This window comes from Streptomyces sp. NPDC001933 (genome assembly GCF_042890955.1).
Classification (GTDB): Bacteria; Actinomycetota; Actinomycetes; order Streptomycetales; family Streptomycetaceae; genus Streptomyces.
The window spans coordinates 227805-244379 of record NZ_JBIASS010000010.1 but is presented as its reverse complement, the minus strand read 5'-3'; the positions used below and the strand labels follow the sequence as shown (position 1 = coordinate 244379).

Annotated in this window: 15 protein-coding genes; 9 read left to right on the top strand and 6 right to left on the bottom strand. The window is 70.9% G+C overall.

What is annotated here, in order from left to right:
• Positions 1 to 11 precede the first annotated feature (11 nt).
• The 4 genes from ACFYY7_RS24770 to ACFYY7_RS24755 all read left to right on the top strand — a co-directional run bounded on the left by ACFYY7_RS24770 (position 12) and on the right by ACFYY7_RS24755 (position 4569).
• Complete coding sequence (locus ACFYY7_RS24770) at positions 12 to 533, top strand: CGNR zinc finger domain-containing protein (protein WP_388664559.1); 522 nt, start codon at positions 12 to 14, stop codon at positions 531 to 533.
• Between the two features lie 108 nt (positions 534 to 641).
• On the top strand, positions 642 to 1451 hold the full coding sequence (locus tag ACFYY7_RS24765; RefSeq protein ID WP_388664558.1) for an aminoglycoside N(3)-acetyltransferase: 810 nt from the start codon (positions 642 to 644) through the stop codon (positions 1449 to 1451).
• Between the two features lie 391 nt (positions 1452 to 1842).
• Positions 1843 to 2562: a VOC family protein gene (locus tag ACFYY7_RS24760; protein ID WP_388664556.1), complete on the top strand. Its 720-nt coding sequence runs from the start codon at positions 1843 to 1845 to the stop codon at positions 2560 to 2562.
• A 351-nt stretch (positions 2563 to 2913) separates the two neighbouring features.
• Positions 2914 to 4569 carry a TlrC/CarA/OleB/SrmB family ABC-F type ribosomal protection protein gene (locus ACFYY7_RS24755; RefSeq protein ID WP_388664555.1) on the top strand — a complete coding sequence of 552 codons (1656 nt, stop codon included), beginning with the start codon at positions 2914 to 2916 and terminating at the stop codon, positions 4567 to 4569.
• 31 nt (positions 4570 to 4600) lie between these two features.
• On the opposite strand, the gene ACFYY7_RS24750 is transcribed toward ACFYY7_RS24755, so the two are convergent.
• Positions 4601 to 5560, bottom strand: a complete 960-nt coding sequence (locus ACFYY7_RS24750) for a GlxA family transcriptional regulator (RefSeq protein ID WP_388664553.1) — start codon at positions 5558 to 5560, stop codon at positions 4601 to 4603.
• Positions 5561 to 5666: 106 nt separating this feature from the next.
• Here ACFYY7_RS24750 and ACFYY7_RS24745 point away from each other — a divergent pair, with 106 nt between their 5' ends.
• A complete protein-coding gene (locus tag ACFYY7_RS24745; protein ID WP_388664735.1) occupies positions 5667 to 6626 on the top strand; it encodes an NADP-dependent oxidoreductase in 960 nt (319 codons plus the stop codon).
• A 212-nt stretch (positions 6627 to 6838) separates the two neighbouring features.
• Positions 6839 to 9124, top strand: a complete 2286-nt coding sequence (locus ACFYY7_RS24740; protein WP_388664551.1) for an ATP-binding protein — start codon at positions 6839 to 6841, stop codon at positions 9122 to 9124.
• A gap of 338 nt (positions 9125 to 9462) precedes the next feature.
• On the opposite strand, the gene ACFYY7_RS24735 is transcribed toward ACFYY7_RS24740, so the two are convergent.
• From ACFYY7_RS24735 to ACFYY7_RS24725, 3 genes are all read right to left on the bottom strand, one after another.
• Positions 9463 to 9963: a DUF1203 domain-containing protein gene (locus ACFYY7_RS24735; RefSeq protein WP_388664549.1), complete on the bottom strand. Its 501-nt coding sequence runs from the start codon at positions 9961 to 9963 to the stop codon at positions 9463 to 9465.
• A gap of 144 nt (positions 9964 to 10107) precedes the next feature.
• Positions 10108 to 10578, bottom strand: coding sequence for a DUF5959 family protein (locus ACFYY7_RS24730; protein ID WP_388664547.1), 471 nt, complete (start codon positions 10576 to 10578; stop codon positions 10108 to 10110).
• 119 nt (positions 10579 to 10697) lie between these two features.
• Positions 10698 to 11306, bottom strand: coding sequence for a TetR/AcrR family transcriptional regulator (locus ACFYY7_RS24725; RefSeq protein ID WP_388664545.1), 609 nt, complete (start codon positions 11304 to 11306; stop codon positions 10698 to 10700).
• A gap of 57 nt (positions 11307 to 11363) precedes the next feature.
• Between ACFYY7_RS24725 and ACFYY7_RS24720 the strand changes: the two genes are divergently transcribed.
• Together ACFYY7_RS24720 and ACFYY7_RS24715 are read left to right on the top strand one after the other, a co-directional pair.
• Positions 11364 to 12227, top strand: coding sequence for an alpha/beta fold hydrolase (locus ACFYY7_RS24720; protein WP_388664543.1), 864 nt, complete (start codon positions 11364 to 11366; stop codon positions 12225 to 12227).
• Positions 12228 to 12379: 152 nt separating this feature from the next.
• Positions 12380 to 13156, top strand: coding sequence for a hypothetical protein (locus ACFYY7_RS24715; RefSeq protein ID WP_388664541.1), 777 nt, complete (start codon positions 12380 to 12382; stop codon positions 13154 to 13156).
• An 87-nt stretch (positions 13157 to 13243) separates the two neighbouring features.
• Here ACFYY7_RS24715 and ACFYY7_RS24710 read toward each other — a convergent pair whose 3' ends face one another.
• A complete protein-coding gene (locus ACFYY7_RS24710) occupies positions 13244 to 14851 on the bottom strand; it encodes an MDR family MFS transporter (RefSeq protein WP_388664539.1) in 1608 nt (535 codons plus the stop codon).
• Positions 14852 to 14917: 66 nt separating this feature from the next.
• Entirely contained in the window at positions 14918 to 15541 is a 624-nt protein-coding gene (locus tag ACFYY7_RS24705) for a TetR family transcriptional regulator (RefSeq protein ID WP_388664537.1), read from the bottom strand.
• Positions 15542 to 15693: 152 nt separating this feature from the next.
• On the opposite strand from ACFYY7_RS24705, the gene ACFYY7_RS24700 reads away from it, so the two are divergent.
• Positions 15694 to 16524 (top strand): SDR family oxidoreductase, encoded by an 831-nt coding sequence (locus tag ACFYY7_RS24700; protein WP_388664535.1) that lies wholly within the window; start codon positions 15694 to 15696, stop codon positions 16522 to 16524.
• Positions 16525 to 16575: the final 51 nt, after the last annotated feature.

Here is a 16575-nt window from a genome sequence, read left to right as displayed (position 1 = left end):
GTAATGGTCTTATGCACCTCAACCCTTACGGCGAGGATGTCGTGAAGCTGGCGGCGGATCTGGCCAACCGGCGCCCCGCGAGCGCCGAGGAACTTGCGGACCGCTGCCGCGCCGCCGGCCTGGTGGTGGAGCTTCCGGTCACGCCACAGGATCTCGACCGCACCCATGAAGTGCTGGACGCCTGGGAGAAGGTCGTCGATGCCGAAGAGGAGCACGAGCGCGCCGAGTTGCTCAACCGGATGCTCGCGGCGGCCGCCGCCTACCCGAGGCTGACCGACCACGCCGAGGACGGCTGGCACCTGCACTACCGGGACGACCGGCAGACGCTCGGCCCGCTGCTGTTCTCCCTGATCTCCGTCGGTACCGCGCTGCACCTGGCGGGGCGGGGCATGCGGCGGCTCTGGCGGTGCGCCGTCACCGAGTGCGCCGTGGTCTTCGCCGACACCTCCCGCACCGGGCGGCAGCGCTACTGCTCCCGGCGGTGCGCCAACCGCGACGCGGTGCGCCGACACCGCGCGCGAACCGCACGCTGACCCGAAGGACGGCCCTGGTCGTCACCGGCCCCGACTCCGACGCCGGCTGGTCGACCCGCGCCGAAAAGCAGTGGCCCAAGCCGATCGGCGCCTGGACACTGACTGCTCATGCCTATCAAGCCTCCCTCCGGCCCGATGTGTACCCGTGATTCGCTCGCCTCCGGCTTCCGCGCAATGGGCCTGCGCGCCGGTGAGGTCCTCCTCGTGCATTCCTCGCTCAGCTCGCTCGGCTGGGTCTGCGGCGGTCCTGGCACCGTCGTCATGGCGCTGCTCGACGCTCTCGGCGACAGCGGGACCCTGGTGGTGCCCACCCACTCCGGCGACAACTCGGATCCGGCGTACTGGCAGAACCCGCCAGTGCCCGAGGCGTGGTGGGCGGACATCCGCGCCTCGATGCCGGTCTTCGACGCCCGGACCACTCCCACCCTCGGCGTCGGCATCATCCCGGAGACCGTACGCAACTGGCCGGGCGCCCTGCGCAGTTGTCATCCGCAGACCTCCTTCGCAGCCGTGGGCCCACGGGCATCAGCGATCGTGGACGCCCACGCGCTCGACTGCCGGCTCGGCGAGCACAGCCCCCTCGCCCGGCTGGAAGAAGCCGGGGCGCGGGTTCTTCTCCTGGGTGCGGGCTTCGATTCCTGTACGGCGTTCCACCTCGCCGAGTACAGGGTCCCCTCGTCGCGGGTGGACAACTCCTTCGCCGTCATGACTCCGCAGGGCCGCGCATGGGCAACCGTGCGTGACACCTCGTTCACTTCGGACCGCTTCGATGAACTGGGCGCGGCCTTCGAGACGGAACGCCCGGTGGTACGGGGCACGGTGGGCGGTGCGCAGGCCCGGTTGTTCGGCCTGGCCGAGGCCGTCGCGTACGCCGAGGGCTGGCTGCCCGAGCACCGTCCGCGCCCGTCCGCGGAGTGATCGGGTCCACGCCGACCGTTGGCCGGTGCCGGGCTCCCGCACCGGCAGGCGGTGCGGGATCGGGCGCGGGAGCGGGTGCGCTGAGGTGCGGTGGAGCGGTCTGAGGTACACCGTTAGATCACGAACTCGGCCTGCCGATTGCCAGCACGTCCGTTACCGACCGGTCAACCCCGTACGACGTTCGGTGACGAAGGCAGCGCCGAGCCCTTGGTGTGGGAGGCGATCGATCGCCGAACCCACGGCGGGGCCAGGCCGACGTGGACGGGTTGTTCACACGGATCGAGGCGCGGCCCGTGGGACAGCAGCAGCGACGAGAGACCCGAAGGAGCATCGAATGCCGGCCCTCGGAAGGATCAGGCACGTAAACGGCGCTCCCTGCTGGGTCAGCCTGATGACTCACGATCTGCACGCGACGCAGGCCTTCTACGCCGACGTCATGGGCTGGGATTTCGTGGCCAGCAGCCTCGGCAGCAACTTCTCCGTGGCCATGGCGCACAGCCGCCCCGTGGCCGGGATCGGAAGCTGCGGCCCCGCCGCCAGTCCGCCCGCCGTCTGGACCCCGTACTTCGCCGTGGACGACGCGGACGAGGTCGCGGACCGGGTCAGGGAGCGCGGCGCCACACTCGCCGTCGGGCCGGTGAAACTGGCCGATGGCCGCGCGGCGATCGCGGCCGACCGGGACGGGGCCGTCTTCGGCCTCTGGGAGGGCACGGCCCTTGCCTGGTCGGTGGGGCAGGGCAGCGCTCCCGCGCGGCTGGACCTGCAGACTCGCCACGCCTTCGAGGCGGCGATCTTCTACGCGGGGATCTTCGACTGGGCCGAACCGCCCGGTGGCTGCACGGTCGAATACGCGCAGGACCATGTTCTCGTCAAGCTCGAAGGGCGAACCGTTGCCACCCTTCGCGGCGGAGGCATCGAAGCCGCTGCGGATCCCCGGATCCGGCCCCGTTGGATCGTCGACTTCCGCATCGAGGACAGCGCACGCGCCGCCGCCGCCGCCGCCGATGCCGGCGGTGAGTCGTCATTGGTTCCCGCACTCGACGACCCGTCGAAGGACGCCTTCGTCATCCGCGACCAGGACGGCGCGCTCTTCACCGTATCCGGCCCCTGACAGCAGCTCCCGCACCCACCATGCACGGCCTCGGTCCGTCCACCGAGGCATCCACCCGCTGAACTGCGGGCCGGTGGGCCCGAATTCCCTTGCCGGGTCACCGGCCCCCGCCTATGGTTCACTCCATGGGAACTCTGTGACAGATGAGGATGCGCGGCGTTGAGCTGGACTCCGTCGCCGCATCCGGCAGCGTGCTGCTGACACACCACCGCACCGGTTACGACCGCACCGCCTCCGAGCGCTGCGGCGGCCTTCGTGCCGGTCTCTTCCGGTTGTGCCGCATTCTCCGGACGTACCGATCAGCGCGCTCACGCATTCACCCGTCCTCATCTGGAAACAGGAGACACACGCGTGTCGATTGCGCAATTCACCCTCCATGACATCACCAAGCGCTACCACGACTGCATCGTGCTCGACCGGGTCGGCTTCAGCATCAAGCCGGGCGAGAAGGTCGGGGTGATCGGCGACAACGGATCCGGCAAGTCCACACTGCTCAAGGTCCTCGCCGGCCGTGAGCAGCCCGACAACGGCATGCTCACCGTGGTCGCTCCCGGCGGAATCGGCTACCTGGCGCAGACTCTGGAGCTGCCGCTCGACGCCACCGTCCAGGACGCCGTCGACCTGGCCCTGTCCGACCTGCGCGAGCTCGAAGCAGCGATGCGCCGGACGGAGGCGGAACTGGCCGAGCACGACGCGGACGGCCCCGAATCGGAGCTGTCCGCCATCCTCCGGCGCTACTCCGGCCTCATCGAGCGGTACCAGGCGCGTGGCGGCTACGAGGCCGACGTACGGGTGGAGGTTGCGCTGCACGGCCTCGGACTGCCGGGCCTGGACCGCGACCGCAGGCTCGGGACCCTCTCCGGCGGCGAGCGCTCCCGGCTGGCGCTCGCGGCGACCCTGGCCTCGGCACCGGAACTGCTGCTGCTCGACGAGCCGACCAACGACCTCGACGACGGGGCGATGGAATGGCTGGAGGACCACTTGCGGGGCCACCGCGGCACGGTGATCGCGGTCACCCACGACCGGGTGTTCCTCGACCGGCTCACCACTACGATCCTGGAGGTCGGCTCCGGCCGCGTGACCCGCTACGGCGACGGCTACGAGGGGTATCTGACGGCCAAGGCCGTGGAACGTGCGCGGCGGCTGCGCGAGTACGAGGAGTGGCGCGCCGAACTCGACCGGAACCAGGGGCTGATCGCCTCCAACGTGGCGCGGATGGACAACATCCCGCGCAAGATGGCCCTCTCCGCGTTCGGCCACGGTGCGTACCGCAGGCGCGGACGGGACCATGGCGCGATGGTGCGGATCCGCAACGCCAGACAACGCGTGGCCCAGCTGACCGAGAACCCGGTCCACGCCCCCGCGGACCCGCTTTCCTTCGCGGCCCGCATCGAATCCGTGGGCCCGGAGGCGGCGGAGGAGGCGGTGGCCGAACTCACCGACGTGCGGGTCGCGGACCGGCTGTCCGTCGGATCCCTGCGGATCCGGCCGGGCGAGCGGCTGCTGATCACAGGTCCCAACGGTGCGGGCAAGTCCACCTTGCTGCGGGTTCTTTCCGGGGAGCTGGCACCGGACAGCGGCTCGGTGCGCGTCGGCTGCCGGGTCGGGCACCTGCGGCAGGACGAGACACCTTGGCCGCCGGAACTGACCGTGCTGCGGGCCTTCGCCCACGGCCGGGCCGGGTACTTGGCGGACCACGCCGAAAAGCTGCTGTCCCTGGGCCTGTTCAGCCCGTCCGACCTACGGCGACGGGTGAAGGACCTGTCGTACGGACAGCGGCGCCGGATCGAGATCGCGCGGCTGGTCAGCGAGCCGATGGACCTGCTGTTGCTGGACGAGCCGACCAACCACCTCACCCCGGTGCTCGTCGAGGAGCTGGAGCAGGCGCTGGTGGAGTTCCGGGGTGCCGTGGTCGTCGTCACCCACGACCGTCGGATGCGATCCCGGTTCGTCGGCGCCCGGCTCACCATGGACCGCGGGCACATCGCGGATTCCAGGGCGGCCTGAGCCACCTTCCCCCGGGGCCCCGGCCCCCGCGTCAGGCTTTGGTGCCGGGCGTGGCCGCTCCGCGGAATGTCCTTCGGTAGGTGAGCGGGGGGACGCCGATGGCCGCGTGCAGGTGCTGGCGCAGCGAGGTGTCGCTGCTGAACCCGGTCCGAGTGGCGACTTCGTCCACGGGCAGGTCGGTGGATTCCAGGAGGTGCCGGGCCCGGGCGACGCGCTGCTGGGTGAGCCAGCGCCCGGGGCTCACCCCCACCTCGTTCTGGAAGCGCCGAGCGAAGGTGCGGCGGCTCATCCGGGCGTGGGTGGCGAGGTCGGCGAGGGCCAGCGGTTCGTGCAGCCGCTCCAGCGCCCACTGACGGGTGGCGGAGGTGCTCTGCCCGGTCGGCTCCGGTACCGGCTGGTCGATGAACTGCGCCTGCCCGCCCTCCCGCCACGGCGGGACCACACAGTGCCTGGCCACCCGGTTGGCGACCGCGCTGCCGTGGTCCGTGCGCACCAGATGCAGGCACACGTCGACCCCGGCGGCGGCCCCCGCCGCGGTCAGCACATCGCCGTCGTCCACGAACAGGACCTTCGGATCCAGCCGGACGCGCGGGAACCACTCGCGGAGGCATCCGCTCAGGTCCCAGTGGGTGGTGGCCCGGCGGCCGTCGAGCAGTCCGGCGGCGGCCAGCACGAACGCACCGGTGCAGATGGACACCATGCGCGTGCCGGACGGCACCGCGGCCAGGGCCGCCGCCACGGGCGGCGGGAGCTCGCGCACGACGCAGGAGGGGTCGATGGGCGGGATCACCAGGGTGTCCGCCGTGCCCAGCACCTCGGGGCCGTGCTCCACCATGATCGAGAAGTCCGCGTTGGTGCGCACCGGGCGACCGTCGACACTGCAGGTCAGCACCTCGTACCGGTCGCCCGCCGCGCCGAAGATCCGGCTGGGAATGCCAAGGTCGAAGGGGTAGACCCCGTCCAGGGCCAGTACGACGATCCGATGTGCCATGGCACGATTCTATTGAAGAATGGCATTCATGCCATGGCGGGCCTGTCGGCCCGGCTCGATGCTGGAAGCCATGAACGAAAGCAACTCGAACACCGACGTGCCGACCATGCGTGCCATCCGACAGGACGAATTCGGCGGACCGGAGGTCCTGAAGGAAGCGACAGTGCCCTTGCCGGTGCCGGATGTCGGAGAGATCCGCATCGCGGTGCGCGCGGCGGGCGTCAACCCCACGGACTGCCAGCACCGCGCCGGGGGGCTCTTCCTGAACGACCTCCCCCTGACTCTGGGTTGGGACGTCTCCGGAGTCGTCGAGTCGGTGGGCCTCGGCGTCACCATCTTCCAGCCGGGCGACGAGGTCTTCGGCATGCTGCCCTACCCGTACGGTGTCGGCGCGCACGCCGAGTACGTGGTCGGCCCCGCACGCTCCTTCGCCCGGAAGCCGGCCGAGCTCGATCACGTCCAGGCGGCCGCGCTGCCGCTGGCCGCCCTCACCGCGTACCAGGCCATCGTCGACACGGCCGACCTGCGCCCCGGACAGCGGGCCCTCATCCACGCGGCATCCGGCGGTGTCGGTCACCTTGCGGTCCAGATCGCCAAGGCGCGCGGCGCCCACGTCATCGGCACGGTGCTCGGGAAGGACCGCCAGGAGTTCGTACGCGGCCTCGGCGCGGACGAAGTGATCGACAACGCCACCACCGACTTCGCCGAGACGGTCGGCGAAGTCGGCTTCGTCCTCGACACGCTCTCCGGGGACATCCGGTCCCGCTCGCTGTCGGTTCTGCGCCCCGACGGCACGATGGTCACGACCGTGCCCGACGGCGCTGCCGACGCCGCGGAGCGCGAGGCCGGTCAGGGCGGTCGGGTCCGGATGATCGGAGTCCAGGCGGACCACGCCGGGATGAAGGCCATCGCGGACCTTGCGGCCTCCGGCGCGCTGAGGCCGCGGATCCACGCGACGTTCCCGCTGGCGAAGGCCGCCGAAGCGCACGCGATGCTCGAGAACGAGCGGACCACGGGGAAGATCGTCCTGGTGGTAGAGGGCCGGGAGGACCGGAACACCGACTGAGCGCGTCGGGCCGGGAGGGCCGGCAGGTGCCGGGAGTGCAGGCGCGGCGGGTGACGGCCCCGTGCCCCGTCCGTTCCCCGGCACGTCCCTCCCGCACCGATCCTTCGCAGCCGCTGCGTACCCATTCGAACGTCGGAAACTCTCCGCAGTCGCGCATCTACACTGTGCTCACGTCTCGCGAAGGTGCGGGACTTGAGCATCACGGGGACGCCATGGGATTCGGCTTCGGGCAGCGGCGCAGCGGGCAACCCCCCGCCGAGCGGACCAGTTTCGTCGGACGTGCCGAGGAGATCTCGCTGATCCAGGAGGCCTTCCGCGAGGTACGGCTCGTCACCCTGGTGGGCCCCGGCGGCGTCGGCAAGAGCCGCACCGCTCTGCGCGCGGCGGAGGGCCTGCGGGAACGGTTCCCGGACGGGGTGTGGCTGGCCGAGCTGTCGGCCCTGTCCGATCCCGAACTGGTACCCGCGACGCTGGCCACCGTGCTGGGCGTCCCGGACCAGGCCGGCATGGAACCCCTGGACGCGGTCGTCGCCCATCTCAAGGGGCAGCAGTTGCTCATCGTGCTCGACACCTGCGAGCACATGGTCGACGCCTGCGCCGTTCTCTGCGACGTCCTGCTGCGCGAGGCCGTCGAGGTGGGCGTACTGGCCACCAGCCGGCAGCCCCTCGACGTGGCCGACGAGCGGACGATGCCGATCGCCCCGCTCGGCGTGGACGACGCCGTGGAGCTGTTCACGCAGCGAGCCGCCCGCGTCCTGCCGGGCTGGACCATCACCGAAGCCAACCGGACACAGACACTGGCGCTCGTCGAACGGCTCGACAGAATCCCGCTCGCCCTCGAACTGGCCGCCGTGCGGCTGCGGGTCGCGCCCCTTGCCGAGCTGGTGGCCCGGCTGGACCGCCGGTTCGAGGTGTTCACCGGCGGGCAGCGCGCGGCCTGCGCCCGGCACCAGACGCTCCGTACCACCATCGGCTGGTCCCACGAGCTCTGCACACCGGCGGAACGGCTGCTGTGGGCGCGCCTGTCCGTCTTCGCCGGGCCCTTCGAACTGTCGGCCGCGGAACGGGTGGGCGGGGACGACGGGCTCCCGTCCGATGCCGTCCTGGAGGCGCTGTTCGGCCTGGTGGACAAGTCGGTCGTGCAGCGCGTCGGCGAGGACGGGGCGCGCTACCGGTTCCTGGACACGATCCGGGAGTACGGTGCCGAGCGCCTCGACGATGAGAGCGACGCGGCCGCCGTGCGCGGGCGGCACTTCGAGTACCACCGGGACACGGTCGGGCGCCTGTGGACCGAACTCATCACCCCGGCCCAGGCCGAGCTCCATCGAGCGGTGCGCGGCCAGATCGCCGACATCCGGGCCGCGATGAAGTACGCCTTCACGGTCCCGGACCGTGCGGTGGAAGGGCTGAGCCTCGCAGTGCAGCTCGCCCCGCACTGGAGGGCGACCGGCACCCTGTCCGAGGGGCTGTACTGGATCGACAAGGGGCTCCGCCTGGTGCCCGAGGACTGCTCGGAGCGGGCCTGGGGCCTGTTCATGACCGGAGTGTTCGCCACCTGGACCGCCGACCTGGCAGTGGCGCCGGACTTCTTCCAGCAGGCGCGGGAGGCCGCGCTGAACTGCGACGAACAGCGCGTGGCACTGTTCACGGAGCCGTACATCGGATCGATGCGAGCGCTCTGCGGCGAGATCGACGAGGGACTGGCCGAGCTGGAACAGGGGCGTCGGCGGATCGTCGCCGTGGGCGACTCACTGGGCATCAGCATGGTCCACTACGAAGGCGCGCTGCTGCGCGCGGTGCTCGGGGACCCCGACGGGGCCCTGGAACTGTGCGAGGTGGGGCTGGCCCATCTGGACGGCACGGGTGATCGCCAGTTCTACGGTTCCACACTCCTGGCGCAGGGCTTCATCCTCTGGCTCGCGGGCCGCCACGAGGAGGCTGCCGACGCGCTGCGGCAGGCCCTGGACGCCATCAGTGAGATCGGTGACGTGCTGGTCGCCGCGCTCTGCTGCCTGGGCCTGGCCTGGCACGCCGCCGAACAGGAACGCTACGTCAGGGCGGCGTGGCTGCTGGGGTACGCGGAAGGCGCGCGGCGGCTCGGCGGCGACCCCGTGGCCATGCTGGCGTCCTTGCTGGACCAGCAGGAGGCGACCCGCAACGCCCTGCGGGAAGCGCTGGGAGACATGGAGTACGAACGCTGGCACGGCGTGGGGGCGCGGCTGTCGGGCACCGAGATCCTGCACGCGGTACGGAGGGACACCGACAGCCCGCTCACCGCGGGGCGCCTGCCCCGCAGCCGGCAGGGGTCCACACCGGCCGATGTACTCACCCCGCGCGAACGGGAAGTCGCCACGCTGGTCGCGAGCGGGCTGTCCAACCGGGAGGTCGCCGAGCAGCTCGTGATCTCCAAGCGCACTGCGGACACACATGTCGAGCGCATTCTCACCAAGCTCGCGATCGATTCACGCACGGAGATCGCGTCGGTGCTGAGCCCCTGAGGGCTGTCCCGAGGCAGCGTCCCGCCCCGGCCGCCCCGCAGCCGTACGTAATCCCGTTCCGCCACTGGTACGTATGCCGACGCCAACGGGGTGAGACGGGTCCGACGGCACAGATACGTGTACTGACCCGCGGTTCAACGCGCGTCGCGGCACCGTGGGGTGCGGCAGGCTGGGCGTGCCGCCGGGGAGGTGGAGTTACTGCACAGCGTTGGTGGACGGGGCTGTCGCAGACCCGAGTGCTCCCACCTCCCCGGCGGCACCGGCAACATGTGCCCGCGCTGTCGGCGGTGCAGGCGCATGATTCCGGCCGCCGAAACCCACCCCCTGCCCCGCCTCGGCTACCGGCGGCGCGCCTCGACCATGAAACAGCCGAACTCCACCGCGCGGACGTGTACGAGGGCCACTGCCGGATCGGCGAAGACCTCGTGCAGTGCGTCGTCCACCTCGGCGGCCCGCTCCTTGGGGATCTCGATCAGCCGCCCGCCGAGGATGTGTCCCCGGCCGTCGTAGGCCCGCAGCACCCGGCGAGCACCGTGCAGCTCGGCCGGATAACCGGGGCCGGAAGCCGGTCCGTCGCACTCCTCGGCGTGAACGAAGACCGGACCGCACTCGTCGTACGGGCCCGGCTCGGCGTCCGTCTCCGCCGCCCAGCGACGCAACGGCGCGTAGGAGACGAGGACGATGCGCTCGCCCGCCTCGCTGTGCCGCAGACAGCAGCGCAGCGGGGCACCGCCCTCCGGATCGGTGAGGGGAGTCCGGGTCCGGCCGGCGTCGTCCCGTTCCCGCAGTCGCTCCAGCACGGCGGGGTCGATGGCCCGCACCTCGTAAGTCGTGGTCATGGTTCCAGCATCCGCGGACACCCGTCCTGGAGCTGGCGGAAATCGGACGTCGCCCTGCCACGTTCCGACTTCGTCGGGTGGGCGCCGCCCGGGTGCGTGCGGTCGTCGAGCGGTGCCACCGGGGTGTCCGCGTGCCGCGGGCGCTCAGTCGCCGCGGACCGGGCTCCACTCGTAGACCATCGGGACGGCCTCGACGACCTCGCTGGGCCAGACCTGACGAACGCGCTCCAGGCGGGTTCGATGGTCCTGGACCCAGTCGTCGTGCGGCTGGATCGCGAACAGCGCGGAGAGCCGGTCGGGGTCGTGGATCGTCACGCTCACGGACCGGTCCTCGTTGACGCGAAGACCGAGCTGCAGCCCTCGGTCGCCGCCGATCTCCGCCGTGCCCCCGGGCGCCAGGCCCTCCAGCTGCTGCGCCCAGGTGGAGAGATCCCGCTGGGAGAGGAAGAGATCGAGCCGTGCGTCGAGGAAGTCGGTGGACACCAGTACGTCGGCGCGCAGGGTGTCGTGTCCGGGCAGAACGCCGGGCTGGTGGCGCCCGTGGACACGAACGACGCACCGGCCCGCGGCTGAGTCCGCCAGATGAATCAGGTCGACGGGCTCCGGCTTTCCCACTGTGTGGCTGCATGGCCTGGCTGGTGCAAGTCGCGTGCATCCTCTCCCATGGGCCGCGCGCGGCTGCGGGAGGCCCCGGAGAACGAGCGCTCTGCGATCAGCGGTTCCGGGCCAAGCCGTCACGGGACGGTCCGGCATTGTTCGGCGGACCCCTGCGCGGCACGGACGATCGCGGCGGACGCACGGGCCGCGGCGAGTACCGGGGCCGTGTCGTGGGCCGCGCGGGCGAGCATGAAGGCACCTTCCAGCAGGGCGATCACCGAGCCCGCGGTGTCCCGGGCGGTGTCCGCCGCGATGCCCGCAGCGGCGTAGAAGGCGGCGAGGGCCTCGATCCACGAGGCGAAGACGTCCGCCGTCGCGCGACGCAGCCCCTCGTGCGTACTGGCGACCTCCAGGGCCACGGTGGCGATCGGGCACGGGTCGGTGAAGGCCAGTTCCCGCAGGGTCTCGGCCGCGCCCGTGAAGGCGGCAGCGGTGGCGGCTGCCGGATCCGCCCCGGGGTCGGCGAACAGAGTGCCGATCAGCTCCAGATAGGCGGCTCCGGAGGTACGGATCACCTCCTCGCCGAGCTGGCCCTTGCCTCCGGGGAAGAAGTGGTACGCCGAGCCGTACGGGGCCCCGGCCTCCGAGACGATCTGCTTCATGCCGGTCGCCGCGTAGCCCTGGCGCCGGAAGAGTTCGGTGGCGGCAGCGACGATCCGCTGCCTGGTGTCGCCCGTGGTCCTCATGCCGGATAGTCTCTCACTAGATCGGTCTATCAAGTACGGTCATGGGGGAGGCATGCGATGCCGGAGATCGAACTGAGCGCCGGAACCATCGAGTACAGCGACACCCGAACAGACACCGGAACCGGGGACGGGCCGGACGGGACCGTGGTGCTCGTCCACGGGCTCGCTTTCGACGGATCGGTCTGGGACGCCCTCGTGGCGGAGCTGCGCGAAGACTTCCGCGTGGTGGTCCCCGTCCTGCCGCTCGGCAGCCACCGCCACCCGATGCGGCCGTCCGCGGATCTGTCGGCACAGGGCGTCGCGGACCTGCTCGCCGAATTCCTGGAGCGGCTGGACCTGCGCGCGGTCACGCTGGTGCAGAACGACGCCGGCACCGCCCAGCTCCTGCCCGGTGTACGCGACGAGCGCATCGCCCGCCTGGTGCTCACCTCCTGCGAGGCGCTCGACAACTACCCGCCGGGCGTCCAGGGCCGCACACTCCTGGCCGCGAGCCGGGTGCCGGGCGGCCTGTTCCTGCTCCTCCAGTCCTTCCGGGTGCCCTTCCTGGTGTCGATGCGCAGCTCGCTGGGCGGAATGACGGCGCGCGGGATCCCGTACGAGCGGGTGCGCCGCTGGTACCGGCCGCTGCTGACCGACCGGGCCATCCGCCGCGACCTCGCCCGCTTTCTGCGTTCCACGCAGAAGGACACCTATCTGCGGGCCGCCGAACGGCTGCGGCACTTCGACCGGCCGGCGCTGGTGGCCTGGGGCGCCGAGGACCGGATGATGCCGTCCGAGACCGGCCGGCGCCTGGCCGAACTGCTGCCGCGGGGGCGATACGTCGAGATCCCCGGGGCCGGAACGCTGGTCCCCATGGACAACCCTTCGGCACTCGCCCACGAACTGCGCCGGTTCATGAAAGGGGAGGAGGAGAACGGCTGAGAGCGAGAGGCCGGTGTGCTTCCGCCGGTGCGGCCACGAGGACTTCCTGTGAGCCGTGCCGCCCGGTTCGGGCCTTGCCCACCGGGGACCACGGGGCAGCCCTTACGCTGTACGGAGCAAGACCGTGCGCGGGCACGAAAAGAGGAAGCACCATGTCCTTCGCTCCCCTCGGCCGGCACAACGGCGAGCACAGCGACTACTGCAACACCAGCCTGTGCTGCCGCTGCCAGCAGCGGAACTGGACGACTCAGCAGGGCAACGAGCGGTTGTGCGGGCTGTGCGCGGCCTGCTGCCGCGAATGCGGCCGGGCGCCCGCGCCGCATCTGGACGGGCTGAACGACGGGATCTGCGTGGACTGCCGCGGCCTGTGCACCCGCTGCCACAAGCCGCTGCCCGACGGGGGAGTCTGCAACTGCCAGCAGTGGAAGCAGAGCCCGGGAAGCGATCCGATCCGCTTCATCATGCAGGGCTTTCCCCAGCCACTGCTCCAGGCACTCGGGCATCGCGTCCCGCGCACCCTGCACGACATCCTGTACGAGGAGCTCAAGCTCCGGACGGCCGCCCAGCTCCTCGACCGGATCGAAAGGCGCTGGAGCAACCGCTGGTCCCACGCGATCCACGAACGCGACGAGGAGAACCGCCGCCGCTGGGCACCCCAGGAGATCGCCGAGGCCCTCGTAAGCCCCACCAACTGCTCGAACCGGGTCTGCGAGGACGGCTATCTCCTCGCCGACGGAGCGCCCTGCCCGTACTGCCGGCGGCCGGCCCACCGCTTCGTCCCCGCCACCGCCGAGGCGATCTCCACCTCGGAGCACGCACGGGCGACCGCCGCGCAGATCCGGCAGGCGCTCATCAGTAATCGCTCGGCCGGGAAGAAACCGAACCGCCCGGCGCAACCTGGCGCCTGGCCCGTTCCTCCCGCCCGCTGACCCCGCGGAGACCAACGGCCACACCGATCGGCTGATCGGTGTGGCCATTGGTCTGATTGCCCCGCTGGGATCACTGCCCCGCTGGGGTCAGTGCGCCGGGGCGGCCGGCGACTTCCCGCCGGCGGCGTTCTCCTGCGCGAGCCGCTCCATGCCGCTCTGCGTCTTGAGCGGCTTCTCCTTGATGAACAGCACCGCGATCAGGGCGAGGAACGCGAAGGGTGCCCCGATCAGGAAGACATCCGCGGTCGCGACCCCGTACGCGTTCTCGACGATCTGCCGGGCCGGTTCGGGAAGCGTGGTGAGGTCGGGAACGCCGTGTCCGGCGCCCCCGTTGTCCGCCGCGCCGCCGAAGCCCTTCGCCATCTCGCTCGCCACCCGGTGGCTGAGCACGGCGCCCAGCGCGCTCGTGCCGATCGCCCCACCGAGGCTGCGGAAGAACGACAGCACCGAGGTCGCCGCACCCAGCTCCGACGCGGGCACGTCGTTCTGGGCCGCAAGCACCAGGTTCTGCATCAGCATGCCGACCCCCACGCCGAGCACCACCATGTACACACTGAGCAGCCCGAACGAGGAGTCCGCGCTGATCGTGGACAGCAGGCCCATGCCGGCGGTCATGATGATGCCGCCCGCGATCAGGAAGCCCTTCCACTTGCCCCGGGCGGAGATGATCTGCCCGGCGACGGTCGTGGAGATCATCAGACCGAGGATCATCGGCAGGCTCATCAGGCCGGCGACGGTCGGCGTCTTGCCGAGCGAGATCTGGAAGTACTGGGAGAGGAACACCGTGCCGCCGAACATGGCCACGCCCACCAGCAGGCTCGCCACGGTCGTCAGCGTCACGGTGCGGTTGCGGAAGATGCCCAGCGGGATGATCGGTTCCTTGACCACGGACTCGACCAGTACCGCGGCAGTCAGCAGGACCACACCGGCGGTGACCAGGACGGCGGTCTGCCACGACGCCCAGTCGAACCGGTTGCCCGCGAGGGTCACCCACAGCAGCAGGGAGCTGACCCCGCTCATGATGAGGACGGCACCGAGATAGTCGATCTTCACTTCCCGGCGGACCGTGGGCAGCTTCAGGGTCAGTTGGAGCAGCACGATCGCGAGCAGCGCGAACGGCACGCCGATGAAGAAGCACCAGCGCCACCCCAGCCAGGAGGTGTCCACGAGCACACCGCCGATGAGCGGTCCCGCGACGGTGCCGACGGCGAACACGGCACCGAAGATGCCGGAGTAGCGGCCGAGTTCACGCGGCGGAATGATCGCCGCCATCACGACCTGGGCGAGCGCCGTGAGACCGCCCGCGCCGATGCCCTGCACCACACGGCTCACGATGAGCAGACCGACGCTGTGCGAGAAGCCGGCGACCAGCGAGCCGACGATGAACATCGAGAGGGACAGCTGGATGAGCAGCTTCTTGTCGTAGAGGTCGGACAGCTTGCCCCAGATCGGAACGGTCGCCGTCATCGCCAGAAGCTCCGCGGTGACCACCCAGGTGTACGAGGACTGGGTGCCGTGCAGGTCGGCGATGATGCGGGGAAGTGCGTTGGAGACCACGGTGGAGGCCAGGATGGCCACGAACATGCCGGCCATCAGGCCCGACATGGCCTGGAGTATCTGACGACGCGTCATGGCTGGTGCGGCCCCCTCGGGCGCACCGGCCGTGCCGGCTTCGGGTGTGACGGCAGCGCTCATCGGCTGGCGTTCCTCATTCTCTGGTTTCTCGGTCGAACGGCCCCGGGCGGGGCCTTCGGATGTGCCTCAGTCGCTCAGACCGGCGGCCAGCGAGGCGAACGCCTCGCGATAGATGCTCTGGAACGTGCGGGTACGGCCGGAGGCCACCCAGAGCTCGACGGAGGCGCGCACGGCGGCGATCGTCGCGAGCGCGAGCAGCCGGGGGCGGAGATCGGTATCGGGATCCCGGCCGAGGCGCTCGGCCACGGCAGCGACCAGTGCGCGTTCGTCCGCGCCCCGGGCGGCCAGGAATCCGGACAGCAGCGCAGGACTCTCCCTGAGCACGGCCATCTGGAGCTCCCAGCGTTCGTGGTCCTCCTCGATATGGGCGAGCTCCTGGCCGATCGCCTCGCGTAGGGCGTTGAGTGCCGTGAGTTCCTCCGGTGCGTTGAGCACCGCGCGACGCGTCCGCTCGGCGTTGTCGTGGTTGGGGCGGGTGATCGCGTCCTCAAGGCACGGGAAGTAGTTGAAGAAGGTGCGCACGGAGACGCCGACCGCATCGGTGACCGCTTCCACGGTCACGTTCTCGATCCCGCGGTCCGCGGCCATGCGCAGCGCTGCGTCCGCGAGTGCGTTGCGTGTCGCGCGCTTCTTGCGCTCGCGCAGCCCGAGGGCCGTGTCGTCGGCGCTGTCGGAATGGTCGGCACTCATGAAGTGCATGCTATGCAAGTTTGCGTGCTGCGCAAAATTATTCTCGGGCGTTCGCAGACCCGGCCGTGTGCCCGTCAGCGGGTGGAATCGGGGTGGTACGGCGAAAGTCCGGGGCCCACGGCCGACCGAATGATCCTCTACTGTGTCGCGTCATGACACTCCTGGTCATCGGCGGCAGTGGTTTCCTGGGTACCGAGCTGGTCCGCCGGGCGGTGGCGGCGGGGCACGCGACGGCCGCGACCTTCGCGACCGGCGCCGGCGGCACCGCGGAGGCCACCTGGCACGCCCTCGACCTGCGTGCCCCCGATCGCGTCGAAGCGGTCGTGGCCGAGGTCGGACCGCGCGTGATCATCAACGCGACGAGCGGCGGATCCGACTGGGCGGTCACGGCGGAAGGCCCTGTCCGGCTGGCAATGACCGCGGCGAAGTACGGCAGCCGCCTGATCCATGTATCGAGCGACGCGGTCTTCTCCGGCACCCGCGTCCACTACGACGAATCCTGCCTCCCCGACCCTCTTACTCCCTACGGTGCGGCGAAAGCAGCGGCGGAGACGGGCGTCCGCCTCCTGCACGCCGATGCCGTCATTGCCCGTACCTCACTGATCATCGGCGACGGCCGACGCTCCGAGCACGTACGCGCGGTGCACGGCCTCGCGGCCGGGACCCGGGACGGAGTCCTGTTCACCGACGACATCCGATGCCCGGTGCATGTCACCGACCTGGCCGCCGCCCTGCTGGAACTCGCCTACAACGACTCGAAGGGCGTTCACCATCTGGCGGGAACCGACGCCGTGAGCCGTCACGAGCTCGGCATCCTCATCGCCCGGCGCGACGGGCTCGACGCCTCCCGCCTGCCCGCGGGGCTGCGGGCCGAAAGCGCACTTCCCGGGGGACTCGACATCCGCCTCGACAGCCGTAACACCCAGCGGAGGCTGCAAACGACGCTGCGCGGTGCCCGCCGGTTCCTCGCCGCTGCGGCTTGAGGCAGACGGACGGGGGCGTCCCCCGGGGGGCGTCCCCCGCCGCCCGGGGGC

What these genes read in the sequence shown, in the direction of transcription:
- ACFYY7_RS24770 (WP_388664559.1), top strand. Translation starts at nt 12, where the DNA reads ATGCACCTCAACCCTTACGGCGAGGATGTCGTGAAGCTGGCGGCGGAT.
- ACFYY7_RS24765 (WP_388664558.1), top strand. Translation starts at nt 642, where the DNA reads ATGCCTATCAAGCCTCCCTCCGGCCCGATGTGTACCCGTGATTCGCTC.
- ACFYY7_RS24760 (WP_388664556.1), top strand. Translation starts at nt 1,843, where the DNA reads ATGACTCACGATCTGCACGCGACGCAGGCCTTCTACGCCGACGTCATG.
- ACFYY7_RS24750 (WP_388664553.1), bottom strand. Translation starts at nt 5,560, where the DNA reads ATGGCACATCGGATCGTCGTACTGGCCCTGGACGGGGTCTACCCCTTC.
- ACFYY7_RS24745 (WP_388664735.1), top strand. Translation starts at nt 5,667, where the DNA reads ATGCGTGCCATCCGACAGGACGAATTCGGCGGACCGGAGGTCCTGAAG.
- ACFYY7_RS24740 (WP_388664551.1), top strand. Translation starts at nt 6,839, where the DNA reads ATGGGATTCGGCTTCGGGCAGCGGCGCAGCGGGCAACCCCCCGCCGAG.
- ACFYY7_RS24735 (WP_388664549.1), bottom strand. Translation starts at nt 9,963, where the DNA reads ATGACCACGACTTACGAGGTGCGGGCCATCGACCCCGCCGTGCTGGAG.
- ACFYY7_RS24725 (WP_388664545.1), bottom strand. Translation starts at nt 11,306, where the DNA reads ATGAGGACCACGGGCGACACCAGGCAGCGGATCGTCGCTGCCGCCACC.
- ACFYY7_RS24720 (WP_388664543.1), top strand. Translation starts at nt 11,364, where the DNA reads ATGCCGGAGATCGAACTGAGCGCCGGAACCATCGAGTACAGCGACACC.
- ACFYY7_RS24715 (WP_388664541.1), top strand. Translation starts at nt 12,380, where the DNA reads ATGTCCTTCGCTCCCCTCGGCCGGCACAACGGCGAGCACAGCGACTAC.
- ACFYY7_RS24710 (WP_388664539.1), bottom strand. Translation starts at nt 14,851, where the DNA reads ATGAGCGCTGCCGTCACACCCGAAGCCGGCACGGCCGGTGCGCCCGAG.
- ACFYY7_RS24705 (WP_388664537.1), bottom strand. Translation starts at nt 15,541, where the DNA reads ATGAGTGCCGACCATTCCGACAGCGCCGACGACACGGCCCTCGGGCTG.
- ACFYY7_RS24700 (WP_388664535.1), top strand. Translation starts at nt 15,694, where the DNA reads ATGACACTCCTGGTCATCGGCGGCAGTGGTTTCCTGGGTACCGAGCTG.